At 64.1% G+C, this 22,739-nt stretch carries 15 protein-coding genes and 1 pseudogene; 12 read left to right on the top strand and 4 right to left on the bottom strand.

Annotated elements, in window-relative coordinates:
- Nucleotides 1-109: 109 nt before the first annotated feature.
- The 6 genes and pseudogenes from pilM to LV28_RS25845 all read left to right on the top strand — a co-directional run bounded on the left by pilM (nt 110) and on the right by LV28_RS25845 (nt 7,397).
- Nucleotides 110-1,159, top strand: coding sequence for a type IV pilus biogenesis protein PilM (gene pilM, locus LV28_RS25820; RefSeq protein WP_081326791.1), 1,050 nt, complete (start codon nt 110-112; stop codon nt 1,157-1,159).
- Entirely contained in the window at nt 1,150-1,815 is a 666-nt protein-coding gene (locus LV28_RS25825) for a PilN family protein (protein WP_038619117.1), read from the top strand. Before pilM ends, LV28_RS25825 begins: the two co-directional genes overlap by 10 nt.
- Nucleotides 1,805-4,456, top strand: coding sequence for a type IV pilus secretin PilQ (pilQ, locus tag LV28_RS25830; RefSeq protein WP_048806474.1), 2,652 nt, complete (start codon nt 1,805-1,807; stop codon nt 4,454-4,456). The genes LV28_RS25825 and pilQ overlap by 11 nt, the downstream gene beginning before the upstream one ends.
- Nucleotides 4,362-4,895, top strand: a pseudogene (locus tag LV28_RS25835) (shikimate kinase); the annotation flags it as partial. The gene pilQ and the pseudogene LV28_RS25835, both read left to right, overlap by 95 nt.
- A 272-nt stretch (nt 4,896-5,167) precedes the next feature.
- A complete protein-coding gene (gene aroB / locus LV28_RS25840; protein WP_023593855.1) occupies nt 5,168-6,244 on the top strand; it encodes a 3-dehydroquinate synthase in 1,077 nt (358 codons plus the stop codon).
- A 16-nt stretch (nt 6,245-6,260) separates the two neighbouring features.
- A complete protein-coding gene (locus LV28_RS25845) occupies nt 6,261-7,397 on the top strand; it encodes a deoxyguanosinetriphosphate triphosphohydrolase (RefSeq protein ID WP_023593856.1) in 1,137 nt (378 codons plus the stop codon).
- Nucleotides 7,398-7,715: 318 nt separating this feature from the next.
- Here LV28_RS25845 and LV28_RS25850 read toward each other — a convergent pair whose 3' ends face one another.
- From LV28_RS25850 to LV28_RS25860, 3 genes are all read right to left on the bottom strand, one after another.
- Nucleotides 7,716-8,093, bottom strand: coding sequence for an ElaB/YgaM/YqjD family protein (locus LV28_RS25850; RefSeq protein WP_023593857.1), 378 nt, complete (start codon nt 8,091-8,093; stop codon nt 7,716-7,718).
- A 303-nt stretch (nt 8,094-8,396) separates the two neighbouring features.
- On the bottom strand, nt 8,397-9,146 hold the full coding sequence (locus tag LV28_RS25855) for an OmpW/AlkL family protein (protein ID WP_023593859.1): 750 nt from the start codon (nt 9,144-9,146) through the stop codon (nt 8,397-8,399).
- A gap of 267 nt (nt 9,147-9,413) precedes the next feature.
- Nucleotides 9,414-10,262: an OmpW/AlkL family protein gene (locus LV28_RS25860; protein WP_023593860.1), complete on the bottom strand. Its 849-nt coding sequence runs from the start codon at nt 10,260-10,262 to the stop codon at nt 9,414-9,416.
- A 197-nt stretch (nt 10,263-10,459) separates the two neighbouring features.
- Between LV28_RS25860 and LV28_RS25865 the strand changes: the two genes are divergently transcribed.
- From LV28_RS25865 to LV28_RS25890, 6 genes are all read left to right on the top strand, one after another.
- Nucleotides 10,460-11,161, top strand: coding sequence for an REP-associated tyrosine transposase (locus LV28_RS25865; RefSeq protein WP_023593861.1), 702 nt, complete (start codon nt 10,460-10,462; stop codon nt 11,159-11,161).
- A 379-nt stretch (nt 11,162-11,540) separates the two neighbouring features.
- Nucleotides 11,541-16,274 carry a glutamate synthase-related protein gene (locus LV28_RS25870; RefSeq protein WP_023872488.1) on the top strand — a complete coding sequence of 1,578 codons (4,734 nt, stop codon included), beginning with the start codon at nt 11,541-11,543 and terminating at the stop codon, nt 16,272-16,274.
- A gap of 95 nt (nt 16,275-16,369) precedes the next feature.
- Nucleotides 16,370-17,836: a glutamate synthase subunit beta gene (locus LV28_RS25875; protein ID WP_023593863.1), complete on the top strand. Its 1,467-nt coding sequence runs from the start codon at nt 16,370-16,372 to the stop codon at nt 17,834-17,836.
- Nucleotides 17,837-18,261: 425 nt separating this feature from the next.
- The gene (locus LV28_RS25880; RefSeq protein WP_048806764.1) at nt 18,262-19,581 is read left to right on the top strand and encodes an MFS transporter; all 1,320 of its coding nucleotides are present in this window, start codon (nt 18,262-18,264) and stop codon (nt 19,579-19,581) included.
- Nucleotides 19,582-19,641: 60 nt separating this feature from the next.
- A complete protein-coding gene (locus LV28_RS25885) occupies nt 19,642-20,475 on the top strand; it encodes an NAD-dependent epimerase/dehydratase family protein (RefSeq protein ID WP_023593865.1) in 834 nt (277 codons plus the stop codon).
- Nucleotides 20,472-21,392: an SMP-30/gluconolactonase/LRE family protein gene (locus LV28_RS25890; protein WP_025250187.1), complete on the top strand. Its 921-nt coding sequence runs from the start codon at nt 20,472-20,474 to the stop codon at nt 21,390-21,392. The genes LV28_RS25885 and LV28_RS25890 overlap by 4 nt, the downstream gene beginning before the upstream one ends.
- A gap of 31 nt (nt 21,393-21,423) precedes the next feature.
- Here the strand turns inward: LV28_RS25890 and LV28_RS25895 are convergent, their stop codons facing one another.
- Nucleotides 21,424-22,683, bottom strand: coding sequence for an MFS transporter (locus LV28_RS25895; protein ID WP_023593867.1), 1,260 nt, complete (start codon nt 22,681-22,683; stop codon nt 21,424-21,426).
- Nucleotides 22,684-22,739: the final 56 nt, after the last annotated feature.

Raw genomic sequence — 22,739 nt, forward strand, 5'->3', positions numbered from 1 at the left:
GCCGGGAAGGGGGCACGTCGCCCGGTGGATTCGGACGCGTCCGATTGGCCCCCCTTTCGGTGCTCGATAGGATCGATTCCATCGACAAGCCGGAAGGGGGGAGGAAATCATGATCAAAGCGGTCCTGCAGGGGGTTTGCCGGATGGGAAAGTCCCTGGCGGCGTCGCTGCCACGCCGTACGGGCGGCGGTTGCGGTGTCCACTTTGACGCGGACGGTGTGCATTTCGTTCGCCTGACCCGCATACCGGGCCCGGCCCGGTTGCAAGTGGACGCCCACGGGGCAGCCATGCTCGAGGACGGCATGTTGCGCGGGGCGGCGCTCGCCAAGCCGGAAGCGGTGGCGCGCCGTCTCGGGGAGCTGCTGGAACGCCTCGGGATGACGGCGCAGGCGATGTGCGACGACGTTGTTGTCACGGCGTTGCCTACCCATGGACTCAGAACGCAGGTCGTCGACTGTCCGGACGGATTGCCGCCACGCGCCTTTCAAGCCTGGTGCGAGCGCAGGGCGGCACTGCTGCTTCCGGGGGACGGCGATCCGGACCTGCGTAGCCGCGTTGGCGTCACGTGGGCGGAGCCGGGCAGTCATCGACTTCGCCTGTATGCCTGCGACGCCGAGCTGGCCGATGACCGCGTCGCTGTCCTGGAAATGGCCGGATTGCGGGTCCACGCGATCGACGCCGCGCATGAAGCGGGTCGTCGGGCGTTCCGATGGGCGAGGCCGCCCGACGAGGACGCCACGGCATCAGGTCGCCGCGATGTTCCTGTTGCGTTGTTGCAGGTCGATTCGCAGGCACTCGATTTTTCCGCCTTCGACGGGCAGGTCTGCGTCGCACATGCGCAGGAACGATTCGACGGCGCGGGCGGATCTGCCGATGCGCTGGCCGGGATCGCCAGGCGCGTTTGGGCAAAACTTCCAGTCGCGCCCGGCATGATGTACCTGGCGACAAGCGGCGCCAGCCCGGCGGCGCTCGTGGCGATCTGCGATGCGCTTGCCGCGGCGTGCGGCGTGCCGGTGCGTCCTTTCGACCCGCTTCGACGATTCGGCGGCGCGGCGACAGGCGACCCCAGGCGGCCGACGTTCGCTCAACGCACCGCGCTCGCTGTGCCCTGTGGTCTGGCACTGCGTGCCATGGCGATGCAGGGGGTGCCATGCGATTGAAGACGACACTGGTGCCGCTCGATTTCCTTCCGACCCTGGCGCAACGCCGCCGCCGGGAATTTCGACGGCAATGGCGGTGCTGGGCGGGTGTGGCCGCGTGCGGCGCACTCACCGCACTGGCGCCGATCCTGCACGAGCGCTATCGCTCGACAGCGGCTCGGGCGCAACTGATGGCGATGCGCTCGGCGTCCGAGGCGCTGCGCGGAGAGTCGGCGGCGTTCGATATGACCTCGCGGACACTGGCGACGATGGCGGCGCATCGCCGGGCCGCCGTGACGTTGATCGAGCGACGCGAACCAGTGGCGCGTCGGTTGCTCGACGTGATGCTCGCTTGCGCCGACGGCGTGCGTCTGACGGTGGTGAAGACCGGGGACGGACAACTGCGCGTCGAGGGTTATGCGACCACGCAATCGCGCGTGCGCGAGACGCAGAAGCGTCTGAGAACCCTGGCATGGGTCCGCAAGGTCGTGGAGTTGGAGTCGAGCGTTGTGCCGCACAGTGTGACGCGTCAGTGGGCGGGGGCAACGAATGACGTGGACATGCCGAATATTCGCCGATTCGCGTTGCGTCTCGACCTGAAGCCGATGTCGACGACGGGTTCGTCGGCTATCGACATGGACGCGATCTCACGCGAGGAGGTACCGGATGCACGGTGATTCGAGTCCGCCCGACGATGTGCGGGACATCTTCCATGAGACGAGGGATCGATGGCGCGCGCGTTGGCACGCCTGGATGTCGGTGCCGCCGGCCGAGTGGCCGCGCGCGGTGCGCTGGGGACTCGCCGGGGCCGCGTGGGCAATCGGGTTGGCGCTCGCGTGGTCGGTCTGGTGGCTGGTCGGACTGCCGGCCCGCGCGACGTTGCAGAAGGACCTGGCCGTCGCGCAACAGACGCTCGATCGGGCCAATGAGGCGGCGCGTCGCTTGCCGATATTGATGCAGACGCTACGCGATGCACAGGCGCAAGCTGCGGCATGGCGGCGTTTGCTGCCGGCGGCGGGCGCCGGGCTGACATCCAGCGGGGCGGCGTCACACGGCGAAGATGATGTGCCCGCGCCGAGCGACGATCCACCGTCGGGATGGCGCGCCGATCTCGAGAGACTTCTCGCGCGGTACGGGTTGACGTTGACCTCGGCCAGACCGGGCCCCTCCGCGTCGAAGGGCGAGATCGAGCTGGAGCGAGCCGAAATGCGCGTTCAGGGCGAGGTGGCGCATTTACTCCGCTGGCTGGCCGAGATTGACCAGATGCCACGCCACCTTGCCGTCGAGCGGTTCTCGTTGGAGGGCGCGGGTATGGGGGCGTCGAGCGAGGCGCCGTCGACGTTGGCGATCACGGTAGCCGCCTACCGCTGGCGCCGGCCTGCCGAGCTTGCTCCCCGATCCGGCGAGCAGGCATTGCCCGCACTTCCCGAACCGCCGCCGCCATGGCAGATGCCGCATGACACGGTTGACGTCTTTCGCACCCCGCTCACCCGCCACGCCGCGCAGGACGCGGTCACGATGGCGGCGTCCGGGCCGGTGGCCCCGGCCGCAATCCCTGTAGGCGCGATGCGAGCGGGATCGCGACGCGTGGTGTTGCGGCAAACGTCCGCGGCGCGACTCACGGCGACGTGGAGTGACGTATCCCCACCGCACGGCAAAGGCGCACGCGTGGAAGGAGGAGGTGTTACGCAGCGAGAAGACGCGGCAGATGTCGACGTGACGCTCCACGGCGTGCCGGCGACCGACGCATTGCGGGCATTCGCACGTCTGACGGGGCGCAGCATCGTGATCGGAGAGCACATTGCAGGTCGTATCGACATGGAAGTGCGGGGGGTGACCGCGGAGACGGCATTCGACGTGATGGTCCGCAGCGCCGGACTGGGCGTGCAATCGGTGAACGGCGTGGACTGGATCGCGCCGCGTGCCGATCTGCTGGCCGACGAACAGACGCGACTGGAAGCGGCGTCCAAGCGCGAGGCCCTGCTCCCCCTGGCGAGCCGCCGCTTCGTTCTGAACTATCCGAGAGCGCTGGCGCTTCGCGAAATCATCCTGGGAGAGAAAGACAGCAAGGGGCAACGTCTGCTGTCGCCGCGAGGCAGCCTGATCGCCGACCCTCGGACCAATCAGTTGTTCGTGACCGACCTGCCGGAGAAACTCGAAGCGCTGGCGTCGTTCATCGCGCGAATCGATGTGCCGGTCAGGCAAGTGCTGATCGAGGCGCGAATCGTCGAGGCCGACGATCGGTTCAGCGAATCGCTCGGTGTCCGGCTGGCCGCACGCGACGGCGGCGCTGACGGCAACGCTCGCGGCAAGGCGGCGAGATCGGGCGACGCATCGGGAACTTCGCGCGATGCCGACGGCGGCCAGGGGCGCCGCGGCGACACTGGCGCGGACGACCGCTTCCGGGGCAGCGGCGTCGACATCGGGCTACCCGCGGCGGCACTGGCGGGGGTCGTGCCGCCAAGCCTGGCGATAACACTGTTTGGCCGGTCTGCGACCCGCTTTCTGCAACTGGAGCTCTCGGCGCTGGAAACGTCCGGGCGCGGACGCGTTGTGTCACGCCCGAGAATCGTGACTGCCGACAAGATTCAGGCGGTCATCGAGCAAGGCACGGAATTGCCCTATCAAACCCGCGGCGGCCGGCGAAGCGCCGCGTCGATCCAGTTCCGCAAAGCGACGCTGCGTCTGGAGGTCACGCCCCTGATTACGCCGGACGGTCAGGTAATTCTGGATGTCGACGTGCGCAAGGATAGTGTGGGTCAGCAGGTTGCCGAGGGATTTGCCGTGGATACCCGGCACGTCAAGACCCAGGTGCAGGTCGAGAATGGGGGAACCGTCGCGATTGGCGGCATCTATCAGGAGGAGCGCCGGGACCGCCGGGCCAGCGTGCCATGGTTGGGCGACGTGCCGCTGCTGGGGGCCTTGTTCCGCAATCGATCCAACGAAGACCGGCGCACGGAATTGCTGGTGTTTCTTACGCCAAGCGTGGTGCCGCGCGGTGTGCCGGACGAGGCCCGGGCCGCGCCAACGCTGGAGCCGGCGCCAAACCGAGCGGCGGCGGGAGCCGCACCTGGGCCGGCGACAACGCCATCGTCCCCGTCGCGGGATGACCTGCCGGCAGGGCACCGTCGCCTCACTGGTGCGCTCTTCGAGGCGACGCGTTCCGCACGCCCGACGCATATCCCGGTATTATCGGGGGTTGGAACCCAAATATCAGCGATTTATGCTGGAAAACGTAATACTTGTCGGACTGATGGGGGCGGGCAAGACCACGGTTGGGCGCGCAGTGGCACGACGTCTGGGACGGCAGTTCTATGACTCCGACCACGAGATCGAAGCGCGCACGGGCGTGCGCATTCCGGTCATCTTCGAGCACGAAGGCGAAGACGGTTTTCGTCAGCGCGAAGCCCAGACCATCGACGAACTCACCCAACGCAACGGTATCGTACTCGCCACCGGCGGGGGGGCCGTGCTGCGCGCGGAAAATCGCGAGCACATCAAGTCGCGCGGTACGGTCGTTTATTTGCGGGCAAATCCGCACGATCTCTGGCTGCGGACCCGACGTGACAAGAACCGGCCGTTGCTGCAGACGGCGGATCCGCGCGCGCGCCTCGAGCAACTGTTTCAGGAGCGCGATGCGCTTTATCGTGAGTGCGCCACCTTCGTCATCGAAACCGGTCGGCCGAGCGTCAATGCCCTCGTCAATATGGTGTTGATGCAACTGGAGATGGCAGGGATCGTGCCGAATCCTACCGAGATCTCGCGAACGGCGCACGAGGCGCAGGATGCGCAGGGCGCCGGGCGAGTCGCGGCGGTAGGCTCGGCGGACACGGCCGACACGGCGGCAAAAGCCGCGAGCCCGGCGGGCGAAGTGCACGATCCGGCGCATCCCACCGGCCACGACGACGTTGGGAATACGCCCGTGCCACCGTCGCGTGATACCTTCTCCCGCTAGGAAACGCCAATAGGCCAACAGGCGCGGCTCGACGTCGATGCCGCGCGGCAACGCTGAACATGACAACAAGCGGCATGATTACCCTCAAACTGGATCTGGGCGAGCGCGGTTACCCCATTCACATTGGCACCGACCTGCTTTCGCAAGAGGCGCTGTTCGCGCCGCACGTGCGTGGCACGCACGCCGTGATCGTCACGAATACGACCGTGGCGCCGCTCTACGCCGAGCGCGTCGCGCAGACCTTGCAACGTCTCGGCAAGCGTGTGGTCACGGCGGTCCTGCCCGATGGCGAAAAGCACAAGAACTGGCAAACACTCAACCTGATCTTTGACGAACTCCTCGGTGCCCAAGCGGATCGCAAGGCTACGCTGATCGCCCTGGGCGGCGGCGTCGTGGGCGACATGACAGGGTTTGCCGCCGCTTGCTATATGCGTGGGGTGCCATTCGTTCAGGTGCCGACGACATTGCTGTCGCAGGTCGACTCGTCGGTCGGCGGCAAGACCGGCATCAATCATCCGCTGGGCAAGAACATGATCGGCGCCTTCTGGCAGCCCAGCGCCGTGCTGGCGGACATCGGCACGCTCTCCACGCTGCCGGATCGCGAACTCGCCGCCGGCATGGCGGAAGTGATCAAACACGGCGCGATTGCCGACGAAAAGTACTTCGACTGGATCGAAGCGAACATTGACGCACTGAATACCCGCGACACCGACGCACTCATCCACGCGGTGCAACGTTCCTGCGAGATCAAGGCTCGGGTGGTGGCGAGCGACGAGCGTGAGCAAGGACTGCGCGCCACGCTGAACTTCGGCCATACGTTCGGTCACGCCATCGAAGCCGGCCTGGGCTATGGCGAGTGGTTGCATGGCGAAGCCGTGGGCTGCGGTATGGTCATGGGTGCCGACCTGTCGGCCCGGTTGGGTTTCATCGACGAAGCGCTCGTGGCTCGCATCAAGGCGCTGGTGGCGGCGGCCAGGTTGCCGGTCACCGGCCCGAACCTCGGGGAAGACCGCTATATCGAGCTGATGCGCGTCGACAAGAAGGCCGAAGGTGGCGATATTCGATTCGTATTGCTCAACCGGCTGGGGCAGGCGTTCATGACGACGGCGCCCGAGGCCGACCTGCGCGCGACGCTGCGCGCCAACGTCTGACGAAGGAGGGCAGGCGATGATCGATTACGAAGCGTCGCTTGCCTCATATGCGGCGCGCTCGAACGCGTCGCGTGGACGACGTTTTGCAGAGCCGGCGCCGGCTACGCGCACCGAATTCCAGCGGGATCGGGATCGCATCATCCATTCGACCGCGTTCCGGCGTCTCGAATACAAGACGCAGGTATTCGTGAATCACGAAGGCGATCTGTTTCGCACGCGTCTCACGCACAGTCTCGAAGTCGCCCAGATCGGCCGATCGATCGCAAGAAACCTGCGCGTCAACGAAGATCTCGTCGAGGCGATCGCGCTGGCCCACGATCTCGGTCATACCCCGTTCGGTCACGCCGGGCAGGATGCGCTCAACGGATGCATGCACGAATTCGGCGGGTTCGAGCACAATCTGCAGAGCCTGATCGTTGTCGATGAACTCGAGGAGCATTACGGCGGCTTCAATGGACTGAATCTGAGCTTCGAGACACGCGAGGGCATTCTGAAGCACTGTTCGCGTGCGAATGCCCGACAGCTCGGTGAGCTTGGCGAGCGCTTCCTCAAGGGGCGCCAGCCAGGCATCGAAGCGCAGATCGCGAATCTTGCGGACGAGATCGCCTACAACAACCACGATATCGACGATGGCGTACGCTCGGGCCTCATTTCGCTCGAGCAACTCGATGACGTCCCGCTCTGGGCCCGGTACTGCTCGGAGTCGCGGCAAGCGTGGCCGGAAATTTCGGGCCGTCGCCTGGTGCACGAGACGACGCGCCGGATCATCAACGCACTGATCGTCGATTTGATCTCCACCACGCGCCAGCGCGTTGCCGACGCCTCGCCTTTTTCCATGGACGACGTGCGAGGCGCCGGGCCGTTGGTTGCGTTCAGCGATACCATGCGCGAGCAAGCGGGGCAGCTCAAACGGTTCCTGTTCGACAATCTGTACCGGCACTATCTCGTCATGCGCATGGCGGCGAAGGCGCAGCGCATCGTGCAGGAACTGTTCGATGCTTTTCTTAACGATCCGCGCCTGTTGCCGCCAGCGTACCGCACGGAAGCGCCTGACGAGCAGCCGCGCTGGATCGCGCATTACATCGCGGGCATGACGGACCGTTACGCGATCAAGGAATATCGCCGGCTTTTCGCCATCGAGCCGACGCTTTGATCACTTCTGGGCGCATCTCGCCAGGACGCGATCGGGAGCGATCGGAGGCGATTGCGATCGCGCGGGCGGATCAGTGCACATGCGATGCAAGCCGACATGCCAATCGACCGAGGTTCGACGGCGCGGAGATGGCATACGCCTTCCGGCAACCTGGACATTGACGCCCGGCAGATCGTGCGGCGCATCGTCCAACAAAAAAACAGCCGGCATTTGCCGGCTGTTTTTATTGTCGCGGCCCTCGGGCGCGACCTCAGTGGACACCGCGCATGCGAATCGCAAGCCCCGATCGCTCCGAGGACGCACACGTCCCGCGCAGGGTCAGCTTCGTCCCGCAATGAAGCCGAGCACCAGAGCCACTGCGGCCACAGCGCCCAGGGTCTGCCAGGGTCGCTCATGGACATAGCCGTCGGCCTCCTCCCAGACTTCGTTCGCACGAAGACGCAAGTTGGCGCGGGCATCGCCGAATTCGCTGCGTGCCTGACGCAGCTTGTCGCCAATTTCAGCCCGCAGTGCTTCAACGTCCGACGCCGACTTGGCATTGGATAAGGCGTGGTCGAGATCATCGAGCAGATCGCGCACTCGCGAGGAAACATCGCCGGTGGCCAGACGCGCCGCGCGGGCCGTGCGGCGTCCGGCAAATCGCGCATCTTCCAGTCCGCTATTCAGTGCTGCTTCCGCTTTCGAGGCAATTCCCATTTTCAGACTCCCAATAGGTGGTATTGAAATGCGGTGCTCTGACGACTCGGGGGAGGCGACGACGACACCGGTGGAACCCTGAGGCGAGCGGCCATTATGGCGCGACCATTCGCCGACGTACATCATCACAGACCTACGGGAAATATCGAAAGTTGCGGCGTGTTGGCTGAATTTCGTGTGAGAAGGCACTGACATGGGCAAAAAACGCGAAAACGCCGCACTGGGCGGCGTTTTCGGAGTCGCGCGGCGCGACTTTCGTCGCGCCGGAGCGGCTCGGATGCGGCAGGCGTATGCCGTCGTGGCTTAGAAGCGGTAGCCCAGCGACAGGAACGTCACCACCGGGTTCAGCTTGACCTTGGCTTCGCTGGTGGTCACGATCGGGCCACGCGTCGTGGTCAGCTTGGCCGTGGTGCTCACCGGGATGTACGACACGGAGAAAGCGAGGGTCCAGTGCTTGTCCATGTTGTAGTTGATACCGGCGTTGAACACGGGGGCCCACGAGTTCGTCAGCTTGGCCGTGGTGTTGCCTCCCGGGCCGCCGGTCAGGGCGTTGCTCGCGAGCGACTGGAAACCCGGCGTCAGTTCGATGTTCGAGTACCAGAAGTAGCTCGCACCGATGCCGACGAACGGACGCCACTTGTCGTTGGCCTGGCCGAAATAGTATTTCAGCAACAGTGCCGGGCTCCACTGCTTGGCCGAGGCCAGCGAACCGCCGCCCGGCAGGGCGAGGGCGCCTTGACCGTACAGGCGGAACTTCGGCGGAAGCCCCATCACGGCTTCAACGGCCACATTGTCGGTGAAGAAGTGAGAGAAGGTAAGGCCGACCGTATCGGCGTCGTCGACCTGAGCGCCCGTGCTGCCGAGACGGCTGTTCACGAGTGAGGCCAGACCCGGCACGTTCGATCCGGTGACGTGCAGCGGATCACTGGAAACCTGGGGCGAGAGGTGGAACCAGCCAAGGTTGACAACGTTATCGCCGGCTTGCTGTGCGAACGCGGCCCCCGATGCCGTCAACATGGCCACGGCAGCAATCGTCAAATGCTTCAACTTCATCGATTCGTCTCCTGCTCAAGATTCTTTATTGTCGAGAATTTCGTTAAATGAAATTCAGGGCCATTATGCCGACGGTGCATAGGCGCGGATAGCAAGAGTCTGGAGGCCGCGCTCTAAAGGTGTTGTATTCATGCATCGCCTCATGGAATGCCCCTAGGAAAAAGCGCTGGACGAAAGAAAAGCGCGCCCTTATATGTCAGGCACGCTTTTAGGAATTCACTGCGGAGTCCGATATGCTGGGCGCAACCTGCGTCCCGCACGCTGGGTTTAGAACTTGTAGCCGAGCGATACGAAGGTCACAATCGGATTCAGTTTGATCTCGGCGTCCGAAGAAGAGAGCACCGTACCATCCTGCGCCTTGATCTTGATGTTCGCTGTGGTCTTGAGCGGCACGTAGGAGACGGAGGCGCTCGCGACCCAGTGCTTGTCGAAGGCATAGGAAAAGCCGGCATTGAAAACCGGTTGCCACGACGCCGATGATTTCGCTTCGACGCTCGTCGGTCCATTGTGACCGGAAGTAAAAGCGAGCACGCTGCCGAAATTCTGATTCAGCGCCGCTTCAAAACTGGGATTGAGATTGACGTTTGTGAAGAACGTATAACTCACGCCGATTCCGAGAAAAGGGCGCCACGCCGAATTGGCTTGTCCGAAGTAGTACTGCAATACCAGCGCCGGGCTCCATTGGCGCACGCTTTGCACAATCGGGTTGTTTTGTGGTGCGCCCAGGTCGATACTCGTGAGCGCGCCGGCCAGTCCGGGCGGCGCGATGACGCCCTGCCCGGTGAGTTTGAACTTGGCGGGAATGCCGGCCACTGTCTGCAGGGCGATGTTGTCGGTGAAGAAGTGGGTGACCACGAGCCCGAGCGTATCGGCGTTGCTGACCTTGGCGCCGCTGCCGGGCGAGGTGAAGCTCGACGGCACGAGGCCTGGTGTGATGCCCTCCTGCGTGACGCCGGTCGTCATGGGTTTGCTGGAGTCCTGCGGGGCGATGTGGAACCATCCGAGGTTGACGACGTTGTCGCCGGCCTGCTGTGCACTGGCGTCGGGGGACGCCAGGGAAATGCCGAGTCCGAGCGCGCACAGGCACGCCGCGGACCGATAGGTCCGAATTGTCATTTGTCTATCCTCCCAAGATTATTTATTTATTTTTCGATGCATTATGCGCTTGGGATTTCGTCGCGCAATCGTCGGATCTAGAGTTTTTGTACGAATCAACGGGGTTTGGCGAGATATCAGTATTTAAAGAGTTTTTTCGGTCGAAATTCTCTTTTGAATCGTGATATCGAGCTTTAAAGCATTACATTTGAATCCGCATGGCCCGATTACCGCGACTATTTATTCCGCGCCAGCCGCAGCACGTCATTCTGCGTGGCAATAACCGGCAGGCGATCTTCGTCGACGACGAGGACCGACGTGTCTTCCATGATCGATTGCGCGATGCCGCGCGTGCGCACGGTTTGGCGATCCATGCGTGGTGCATGATGCCGAACCATCTGCATCTGGTGGCCACGCCAGCCGACGAGCGCAGTCTGCCCGCGACGCTGCAGGCCGTTGGCCGCTACTACGTGCTGTATTTCAACCGTCGGCACCAGCGTACCGGCACGTTGTGGGAAGGCCGGTATCGTGCCACCGTGATCGAAGCCGAGCATTACCTGCTGCTTGCGAGCCGGTATGTCGAACTCAACCCGGTGCGTGCCGGACTGGTCGACGCACCCGGTAACTACGCGTGGTCAAGCTACAACCATCACGTCGGCGTGACCGTCGACAGTCTGGTCACCGACCACGCGCTTTACTGGGCGTTGGGCAACACGCCGTTCGAACGTCAACGCGCTTACGCAGAGGGGTTCTCGATCCCGCTGCCCGCGCACGAGGTCGACGCATTGCGTACAGCCACGCAAAAGGGCTGGTTGCTCGGCAGCCCCGAGTATCAGGCGCGCATGGCACTCGCCGCCAATCGTCGAGTGAGTCCCCTCACACGCGGCCGTCCCCGCAAGGCCGTGTCCTCAGCCCTCTGAGGCGCTTTCCCGACAGACCGCACCTGGTCTGTCGGACTTCCCCAAGCTTTTGAAATCACGGAATTTTTCAGCGAGTTCCGTTTGGGCACGATACATCTGACCCCATTAAAATAAAGCCTTCTTTTGGTGCGGTTTTTTAATAGAATCTGACCCCATTAAAATATTTTGTCATTGTGAATTTCATGGCGTATATTCCAACTTCGGCCGATTGGTGCGATGCGCAAAAGCGTGCGCGCTGAGTCGGTTTCCTGTGGCAACGCCCGAGAAAGACCTTCGACGCGCGCGAATCCGCAGCCTGGCCCGCCCGGCCAACCCCACTTAACCCGGTCGACCGCGACGAGCATGCGCGCGGCGGCCTCGCCAAGAGACGGTGTAACTCGTGGAAAAGAAACAGCAACCGATTGCGACGGCAGCAGCGCTGCCGGGTGAGGCGTACTTGGCGCCGGACGCACAGGGCATGTACGACCCGGCAAACGAACACGACGCCTGCGGCGTCGGCTTCGTGGCCCACATCAAGGGCGTGAAGAGCCATGCGATCGTCGAGCAGGGCCTGAAGATTCTCGAAAACCTCGACCACCGGGGCGCCGTGGGCGCCGACCCGCTGATGGGCGACGGTGCCGGTATCCTGCTGCAGATCCCCGATCAGTTCTTCCGTGAAGAGATGGCAAAGCAGGGCGTGACCCTGCCGCCGGCCGGCGAATACGGCGTGGGCATGATCTTCCTGCCGAAGGAGCACGCCTCGCGCCTGGCCTGCGAACAGGAGCTCGAGCGCACCGTGAAGGCCGAAGGCCAGGTCGTGCTCGGCTGGCGCGACGTGGCGATCGATCGCGACATGCCGATGTCGCCGAACGTGAAGGCCACCGAGCCGGTGATCCGCCAGATCTTCATCGGTCGCGGGCAGGACATCATGGTGACGGACGCGCTCGAGCGCAAGCTTTACGTCATCCGCAAGACCGCGAGCCACCGCATCCAGGCCCTCAAGCTCAAGCACGGCAAGGAATACTTCGTGCCGTCGATGTCGGCACGTACGATCGTCTACAAAGGCCTGCTGCTTTGCGACCAGGTCGGCCGCTATTACCGCGACCTGGCTGATCCGCGCACCGTCTCGGCACTCGCCCTCGTTCACCAGCGCTTCTCGACGAACACGTTCCCGGCATGGGAACTGGCTCACCCGTATCGCATGGTGGCGCACAACGGTGAAATCAACACCGTGAAGGGCAACGTCAACTGGATCAACGCCCGCACCGGCGCGATCTCGTCGGCCGTGCTCGGCGACGATCTGCAGAAGCTGTGGCCGTTGATCTACCCGGGCCAGTCGGACACGGCCTCGTTCGACAACTGCCTCGAAATGCTCACGATGGCCGGCTATCCGCTCGCCCATGCCGTGATGATGATGATTCCGGAAGCGTGGGAGCAGCACACGTTGATGGACGAGAACCGCCGCGCGTTCTACGAGTACCACGCGGCGATGATGGAGCCGTGGGACGGCCCCGCCGCCATCGCGTTCACCGACGGTCGTCAGATCGGCGCCACGCTCGACCGCAACGGTCTGCGCCCGGCCCGTTACCTGATCACCGACGACGACATGGTCATCATGGCCTCGGAGTCGGGCGTGCTGCCGATTCCCGAATCGAAGATCGTGAAGAAGTGGCGCCTGCAGCCGGGCAAGATGTTCCTGATCGACATGCAGCAGGGCCGCATCATCGACGACAAGGAACTCAAGGACAACCTCGCCAACGCCAAGCCGTACAAGAGCTGGATCGACGCCGTGCGCATCAAGCTCGACGAGATCGAGTCGAAGGTCGAGGAAGCCGGTGTGCACCATGACACGGCCACGCCGCTGCTCGATCTGCAGCAGGCGTTCGGCTACACGCAGGAAGAAGTGAAACTGTTGATGACGCCGATGGCGATCAACGGCGAAGAAGCCGTGGGCTCGATGGGCAACGACAGCCCGCTCGCGGTCATGAGCAACAAGAACAAGACGCTCTACCACTACTTCCGTCAGCTGTTCGCGCAAGTCACGAACCCGCCGATCGACCCGATCCGCGAAAACATGGTGATGTCGCTGGTGTCGTTCATCGGCCCGAAGCCGAACCTGCTCGACACGAACAACATCAACCCGCCGATGCGTCTCGAAGTGTCGCAGCCGGTGCTGGACTTCAAGGAAATCTCGAAGATCCGTCACATCGACAAGTACACCGGCGGCAAATTCCGCTCGTACGAGTTGAACATCTGCTATCCGGTCGCCTGGGGCAAGGAAGGGATCGAAGCGCGCCTCGCGTCGCTGTGCGCCGAAGCGGTCGACGCCGTGAAGTCGGGCTACAACATCCTGATCGTGTCCGATCGGCTCACGAACCGCGAGCAGGTCGCGATTCCGGCGCTGCTCGCCACGTCGGCCGTGCACCAGCATCTGGTGGCACAGGGCCTGCGCACGAGCACGGGCCTCGTGGTGGAGACCGGCTCGGCGCGTGAAGTGCACCACTTCGCACTGCTGGCCGGCTACGGCGCCGAAGCCGTTCACCCGTACCTCGCGATGGAAACGCTCGCGCAGATCGCCCGCAAGCAAGGCGGCGATCTGACGCCCGAGAAGGCGATCAAGCACTTCGTCAAGGCGATCGGCAAGGGCCTGCACAAGGTCATGTCGAAGATGGGCATCTCGACGTACATGTCGTACACGGGCGCGCAGATCTTCGAAGCGATCGGCCTCTCGCAGGAACTGGTCAGGAAGTATTTCCAGGGCACGGCCTCGAACGTCGGTGGCATCGGCATCTTCGAGGTGGCGGAGGAAGCGGTGCGTCTGCATCGCGACGCCTTCGGTGACGATCCGGTGCTCGCGAACATGCTCGACGCCGGCGGCGAATACGCATTCCGCATTCGTGGCGAAGACCACATGTGGACGCCGGACGCGATCGCCAAGCTCCAGCATTCGACCCGCGCCAATTCGTACCAGACGTACAAGGAATACGCGAACCTCATCAACGACCAGAGCAAGCGTCACATGACGCTGCGTGGCCTGTTCGAATTCCGCGTCGATCCGCAGCGCGCGATTCCGCTTGACCAGGTGGAATCGGCCAAGGAGATCGTGAAGCGTTTCGCCACGGGCGCCATGTCGCTCGGCTCGATCTCCACCGAGGCGCACGCCACGCTGGCCGTCGCGATGAACCGCATCGGCGGCAAGTCGAACACGGGTGAGGGCGGCGAAGATCCGCGCCGCTATCGCAACGAACTCAAGGGTATTCCGATCAAGAAGGGCGAATCGCTTGCCTCGATCGTGGGCCGCGACGTCATCGAGACCGACATCGAACTGCAGGACGGCGACTCGCTGCGCTCGAAGATCAAGCAGGTGGCCTCGGGGCGCTTCGGCGTGACCGCCGATTATCTGGTCTCGGCCGATCAGATCCAGATCAAGATGGCGCAGGGCGCCAAGCCGGGCGAAGGCGGTCAGTTGCCGGGCCACAAGGTGACGGAGTACATCGGCAAGCTGCGTTACTCGGTGCCGGGCGTGGGCCTGATTTCACCGCCGCCGCACCACGACATCTACTCGATCGAAGATCTGGCGCAGCTCATTCACGATTTGAAGAACGTGAACGCCTCGTCGTCGATTTCGGTGAAGCTGGTGTCGGAAGTGGGCGTGGGCACGGTGGCCGCGGGTGTGGCCAAGGCCAAGGCCGATCACGTGGTGATCGCCGGTCATGACGGCGGTACCGGCGCTTCGCCGCTCTCGTCGGTCAAGTACGCCGGCACGCCGTGGGAGCTGGGTCTGGCCGAGACGCAGCAGACGCTGGTGCTCAACCGCCTGCGTGGCCGTATCCGCGTGCAGGCCGACGGCCAGATGAAGACCGGTCGCGACGTGGTCATCGGCGCGCTGCTCGGCGCCGACGAGTTCGGCTTCGCCACGGCTCCGCTCGTCGTCGAAGGCTGCATCATGATGCGCAAGTGCCACCTGAACACGTGTCCGGTGGGCGTGGCCACGCAGGATCCGGTGCTGCGCAAGAAGTTCCAGGGCAAGCCGGAGCATGTCGTCAACTACTTCTTCTTCGTCGCCGAGGAAGTGCGCGAGATCATGGCGCAACTCGGTATCGCGAAGTTCGACGACCTGATCGGTCGCGCCGACCTGCTCAACACCAAGGCGGGCGTGGAGCACTGGAAGGCGAAGGGTCTCGACTTCGCGCGCATCTTCCACCTGCCGGAAATCGAAGCCGACGTGCCGCGTCTGCATGTCGAGACGCAGGACCACGGTCTGGCCGGCGCACTCGATCACGCACTCATCGAAAAGGCGATGCCGGCCCTCGAAAAGGGCGAGCACGTGTCGTTCATCCAGCCGGTGCGCAACCGCAACCGTACGGTCGGTGCGATGCTTTCGGGTGAAGTGGCCAAGCGCTACGGCCACGACGGTCTGCCTGACGACACGATCCACGTGCAGCTCAAGGGCACGGCGGGTCAGAGCTTCGGGGCGTTCCTCGCCCGCGGCATCACGCTCGATCTGGTGGGCGACGGCAACGACTACGTTGGCAAGGGCCTGTCAGGCGGTCGCATCATCGTGCGTCCGACCAACGACTTCCGTGGCAACGCCGAAGACAACATCATCGTGGGCAACACCGTGATGATCGGCGCCATCGAGGGCGAGGCGTTCTTCAACGGGGTGGCCGGCGAGCGCTTCTGCGTGCGCAACTCGGGCGCCACCGCCGTGGTGGAAGGCACGGGCGATCACGGCTGCGAATACATGACCGGCGGTACGGTGGTCGTGCTGGGCGAGACCGGCCGCAACTTCGCGGCGGGTATGTCGGGCGGTGTGGCTTACGTGTACGACGCTGACGGCACGTTCGCCGCCAAGTGCAACACGGCGATGGTCGCGCTCGATCCGGTGCTGCCGCATGGCGAGCAGGAGCGCACGGTGAGCCAGGGGTTGTGGCATCGCGGCCAGACGGACGAGGCGCAGCTGCGCGAGCTCATCGAGCGTCACTTCCAGTACACGGGTTCGACGCGCGCCAAGGCGTTGCTCGAGGACTGGGACGGCGCACGTCGCAAGTTCGTGAAGGTGTTCCCGAACGAGTACAAGCGCGCCTTGGGCGACATGGCCAAGGCGGCCGAAAAACAAGCACTGGCGGCCTGAGACCGCTCGCGCGGCGGCGCCACGGAGTGAGGGCTCCGGGGCGCGCCGCGCGCGGGTGAGGCACGGTAACCACAAAACTTTCCGACTGAAGAAACATGGGCAAGGTCACAGGTTTTCTCGAATTCGAGCGCCAGAGCGAGTCGTACGAAGCACCGCTGGCACGCGTGAAGCACTACAAGGAGTTCGTGCTCGCGCTCTCCGACGAACAGGCAAAGGTGCAGGGCGCACGCTGCATGGACTGCGGCATTCCGTTCTGCAACAACGGATGCCCGGTCAACAACATCATTCCCGACTTCAACGATCTGGTGTATCGCCAGGACTGGAAGGCGGCCATCGGCGTGCTGCACTCGACGAACAACTTCCCGGAGTTCACGGGTCGCATTTGTCCGGCGCCGTGTGAGGCGGCCTGCACGCTGAACATCAACAACGACCCCGTGGGCATCAAGTCGATCGAGCACGCGATCATCGACAAGGCGTGGAGCGAAGGCTGGGTCGAGCCGCAACCCGCGAAGCACAAGACCGGCAAGACGGTCGCCGTCGTCGGCTCCGGCCCGGCGGGCCTGGCCGCGGCGCAGCAACTCGCGCGCGCCGGTCACGACGTGACCGTGTTCGAGAAGAACGATCGCGTGGGCGGTCTGCTGCGCTACGGCATTCCCGACTTCAAGCTGGAGAAGTGGCTGATCGATCGTCGCATGCGCCAGATGGAAGCCGAAGGCGTGACGTTCCGCACCGGCGTCTACGTGGGCAAGGACGCCCCCGATGCGCATATCAACAACTTCTCCAGGGAAACGATTTCGCCGGAGCAGTTGCAGGCGCAGTTCGACGCCGTAGTGATCGCCGGCGGCGCCGAGCAGCCGCGCGACCTGCCGGTGCCGGGCCGTGAGCTCGACGGCATTCACTTCGCGATGGAATTCCTGCCGCAGCAGAACAAGGTCAACGCGGGCGACAAACTGGCGAACCAGCTGTTGGCGACCGGCAAGAGCGTGATCGTGATCGGCGGCGGCGATACCGGTTCGGATTGCGTGGGCACGTCGAATCGTCATGGTGCGAAGCACGTCACGCAATTCGAACTGCTGCCGCAGCCGCCCGAGCAGGAGAACAAGCCGATGGTGTGGCCGTACTGGCCGACCAAGCTGCGCACGTCGTCGAGCCACGAAGAAGGCTGCGAGCGCGACTGGTCCGTTGCGACGAAGCGCTTCGAGGGCAAGAACGGTAAGGTCGAGAAGCTGATCGCCGTTCGCCTGGAGTGGAAGGACGGCAAGATGCAGGAAGTCGCGGGCTCGGAATTCGAGCTCAAGGCCGATCTGGTGCTGCTCGCCATGGGTTTCGTCTCGCCCTTGCAGACGGTGCTCGACGCATTCGGTGTGGACAAGGACGCACGCGGCAACGTGCGTGCCGCCACCGAGGGCGAGCGCGCGTACACGACGAACCTGCCGAAGGTGTTCGCGGCGGGCGACGTGCGGCGCGGCCAGTCGCTCGTGGTCTGGGCGATTCGCGAGGGCCGTCAGTGCGCCCGGGCCGTCGATGAGTTCCTGATGGGGCATTCGGTGCTGCCGCGCTGAGAGCGAAAGCATTCGCCTGCCAAAACCACGAATACGGGGAAGTTGAGAGGAGGGGCGCGGAGGTAGGCATCTGCGTCACTGTGAAGAAACCGTCCGGGCGTAAACGTCCGGGCGGTTTTTTCTTGTCCGGCGGCGCTGCGCGGGGGCGTTCAGGGTGCTGATCGGATAATGAAAATCGTTAAAAATACGATGTCATACAACAAGGCGATTCTGATCGATGTTCACCTATGCGCTGATCCTCCCGACATGTGCGAATGCCATTGCCTTCAAAGCTGTCGGGGTGGAGATGAGGAAGCGTTCGAAACCCTAGGGATTATCCGTAAACGATGCAATTCTTGATTGTCATCGTACATCGTCTCACGTAGGATGCCTCTCCATGCGAGCCACGCACTCGCAACAGAAGACTCATGGAGAGAGACAACATCATGGCCCTCAGGATCAAAGGCCTGCGCTGGTGGATGATCGGCTTGCTCACGCTCGGCACGGTCATGAACTACCTCGCGCGCAGCTCGCTTGCCGTTGCCGCCCCCACGGTAATGAAGGACCTCCACATTACCACCCAGCAATATGGCTGGATCACCGGCGCCTTCCTCGTTCTGTATCCGATCGGCGGACCCGTCACCGGTTACCTGATGGACCGCATCGGGCTTCGTCTCGGCTTCCTGCTGTGCGGGGTCATGTGGTCGGTCGTGTGCATGCTGCACGGGCTCGCCGACGGCTGGGTCGGCCTGTTCGTGCTGCGCGGGTTGCTCGGGCTCGCTGAAGCGTCGTTCATTCCGGCGGGCATGCGTGCCGCGGCGTTCTGGTTCCCGACGAAGGAGCGCGCGCTCGCGGCCGGGATCTTCAACGTCGGCACGTCCGTCGGGGCGATCCTCGCGCCGCCGCTGATCGCCTGGTCGATCATGCGCTACAACTGGGAGACGGCGTTCGTGATCGCGGGCGGGCTCGGGCTGGTGTGGGGTGTCCTGTGGTACGTCTTCTATCGTCACCCGACCGATCATCCCGCGCTCACGCAAGCCGAGTCGGACTACATCAACGAAGGCCGCGCCGTCGACGCGGCGGCCGATGCTCGCAAGCCCGATCTGCTCACCATCGTGCGCCAGCGCAACTTCTGGGGGATCGCGCTGCCGCGCTTTTTCGCCGATCCGGTGTGGGGCACGATCGTATTCTGGATGCCGTTGTACCTCAACCAGGCGCGCGGCTTCGATCTGAAGACGATCGCGGCCACGGCGTGGCTTCCGTTCGTGGCGGCGGACGTCGGCTGCCTGATGGGCGGCACGATCTCCGTCTGGCTGAACCGGCACTTCCGGATGACCATCTTCAACGGCAAGCGCGTGGTGTTTACGATCGGCGCGATCATCATGACGGCGATGTGCGGCGTGGGTTTCGTCAAGGACCCGATGATGGCGATCTTCCTGCTGTGCCTGGGCGGATTCGCGCACCAGACCCTCTCGATCAGCGTGATCTCGATGTCGGCGGATCTGTTCCCGCGCAACGAGGTCGCCACCGTCACCGGTCTCGCGGGGTTGTCCGCGGGCATCGGCAACCTGCTGTTCACGCTGGTGATCGGCACGTTCGTGACCGCCGTGGGCTACGCGCCGTTCTTCGTGGCCCTGGGGCTTGGCGACCTGATCGGAGCCGTGATCCTGTGGACCCTCGTCAAGCCGCACATCACCGGCACCGCAACGCCGGTGACGCGGGCGCGCACCGGCGGTGTCGATGCGGCGCGCACGGCAAACGCCTGAGCCGCGAGTTCATGCATTCGTGCACGCTCGCGGTCGATATACCGATGAACAAGGACTGATATGAGCCAGACTTCCGGCAACCCCTCCAAGCCGTTTCGTCGCCTGCTGCTGACCGGCGCCGCGGGCAATCTGGGCAAACAACTGCGCGGCAAGCTCGCCGAGTGGGCGGACATCGTGCGCGTGAGCGACATCGTGCCGATCACCGCCGACGCGCCTCACGAGGAAGCGATGCAGGTCGATCTCGCCGATCGTGCGGCAGTGCATGCGTTGCTCGCGGACGTCGATGCCCTGGTGCATCTGGGCGGCATTTCCGTCGAGGCGCCGTTCGACGATATTCTGCAAGCGAACATTCTCGGCCTGTACAACGTGTACAGCGCGGCGCAGAAGCAGGGCGTCAGGCGCATCATCTACGCGAGCTCGAACCACGCGGTGGGCTTCCATCCCGTGACGGAGGTGCTCGACACCGACGTGCCGCATCGTCCCGATGGCATGTACGGTCTGTCCAAGTGCTTCGGCGAAGACCTGTCGCGCTATTACTTCGATCGCTTCGGCCTCGAGACGGTCTGCCTGCGCATCGGCTCGTCGTTCGAGCAGCCGAAGAACCCGCGCATGATGGTGACGTATCTGAGCTATCGTGATTTCGCAGAGCTCGTGCGATGCTCGCTGTTCACGAATCGCGTGGGACACGCCATCGTCTACGGTGTGTCGGACAACCCGACGCTCTGGGTCGACAACACGAAGGCGGCCTTTCTTGGCTATCGTCCCCAGGACAGCTCGGCCGAGTTCGCAGGACTGTTCCCGGCGAAGGCACCCGACACGCAGATGGACGACTGGGCGCAGCGCTTCCAGGGTGGCCCGTTTGTGCTGATGGGGCCGATGGAGCCCAAGGCATGAGCGTGTCGATCGAGCGGCTAGAGCCGTCGCGTGCAACGCCCCATGCCGTCGGCGAGAGCCCGCTGTGGCGCGCCGACGAACAGGCGCTGTACTGGGTCGACATCCCGGCGCGACAGTTGCATTGCGTCACGCCGGCCGACGGCATTCACCGGCAATGGACGTTCCCCGAGCAGATCGCCTGCTTCACGTTCGACGCCGCCGGCACGCTGCTGGCGGGCTGCGAGAGCGGCCTGTTCGCCGCGCGACTCGGTGCGTCGGACACCGTGACCGAATCGCAGTGGCAACGACTCGCGGCACCGGCGTTTCCGGCCTCGGGCATGCGCTTCAACGATGGCCGCTGCGACCGGCAGGGGCGCTTCTGGGCGGGCACGATGGTGCAGGACATGTCGCTCGTGAGCGACGTTGGCGCGCTCTTCCGCTATGACGCCGAGGGACGGCTGTCCGCGCCGCTGGTCGACCGTCTGGTCACGCAGAATGGCCTCGGCTTCTCGCCCGACAGTCGCACGATGTACCTGAGCGACTCGCATCCGGCGCGTCGGCGCGTATGGGCGTTCGACTTCGATGCCGAGCGCGGTGTCATCGGCGCGCAGCGTCTGTTCGTCGACATGAACGACTACCCGGGGCGGCCGGACGGCGCCGCGGTCGATGCCGACGGCGCCTACTGGACCTGTGCCAACGACGGCAGTCGCCTGCTGCGCTTCACGCCGGCGGGTGTACTCGATCGGGAAATCGTGCTGCCCGTGTCGAAGCCGTCGATGTGCGCATTCGGCGGACGCGATTTCGACACGCTGTTCGTCACGTCGATTCGGCCGGGCGTGGGAGCCAACGAGCACGACGGGCATGTGTTCGCCGTGCGTTGCGGGGTGCAGGGGTTACCGGAAGCGCCCTATGCCGGCGCGCTTCCGGTGGCGGGCTGAAGCCGGGCGCTTCAGCCGCGGCGTGCCGCGATCAGTGCGTGAAGTCAGGCGTGGCGAGCGACTTGCCGCGTGTCTCGGGCAGCAGCAGGGCGCACAGCACCACGAGCAGATAGCCGCCGCCGGCCACCATGCCGATCGCCTTCACGAGCGAACCCGTCTGTGCGAGCGTGCCCACGGCGATGGGGAAAAACGACCCGATGCCGCGCCCCAGGTTGTAACAGAAGCCCTGCCCCGAACCGCGAATGTGGTTCGGGTAGAGCTCGGTCAGATACGCGCCGATACCCGCGAAGATGCCTTGCACGACGATGCCCAGCGGAAAGCCGAGCAGCAGCATGGCGCTGTCGGTGATCGGCAGCATGGTGTAGGCCATGCCCAGCAGGAACGACGCGATGGCGAAGAAGATGAAGGCGCCGCGCCGGCCGAGCTTGTCCGAGAGAATCGCGCCGACAATGTAGCCCACGAACGAGCCGACGATCAGCACGATCAGATAGGCGCTGGTGTTGAATACCGACAGACCGCGCACCGTTTTCAGGTACGTCGGCAGCCATGTGGTGATGGCGTAGTAACCGCCAAGCATGCCCGAGCACAGCAGGCTGCCGAGGATCGTCGTCTTCAGATGCTCCGGCGAGAAAATCTGCATGAAGTTGCCCTGCAATTGTCCCTCGGCGACCTTGCGGCGCGTTTGCGTGAAGATCTCGGGGTCCGACACGTTACGACGCACGTACGTGATCCACAGCGCCGGCACGATGCCGATCCAGAAACACGCGCGCCATGCCGTGCCTTCGTCGAGCACCGCGAAGAAGAACCAGTACAGCAGCGCGGCGGCGGCCCAGCCCACGGACCAGCTGCTTTGCACCGTGCCGACCGCTTTGGCGCGATGCTGCGGCGATCGAATCATCTCGCCCATCATCATCGTGACCACCGTCCATTCGCCGCCGAAGCCGATGCCCTGCAACGTGCGCGTGACGAGCAACTGCCAGAACGAGTTCGTGAAGCCAGAGAGGAAGGTGAACAGGCAGAACGTGGCAATCGTCCACTGCAGCACGCGCACCCGCCCGAAGCGATCCGCGAGAATGCCCGCCAGCCACCCGCCGACCGCCGACGAGATCAGCGAGCTGGTGGCGATCATGCCTGCCTCGCTCTTCGACATGCCCCATGCGGCAATGAGCGTGGGAATGAGAAACGAATAGATCATGAAGTCGAACGCGTCGACGGCGTAGCCGCCGAAGCCCGCATACAGGGCCTTGCGTTCCTTCGTGTTGAGTTCGTTGAACCAGGAAAAAAATGCCATGGAAACTCCTCGGTGGATCCTGTGCCTGTCGTTATGTGTGCTGCGTGTGTGCGGAT

Source organism: Pandoraea pnomenusa (assembly GCF_000767615.3).
Taxonomy (GTDB): Bacteria; Pseudomonadota; Gammaproteobacteria; order Burkholderiales; family Burkholderiaceae; genus Pandoraea; species Pandoraea pnomenusa.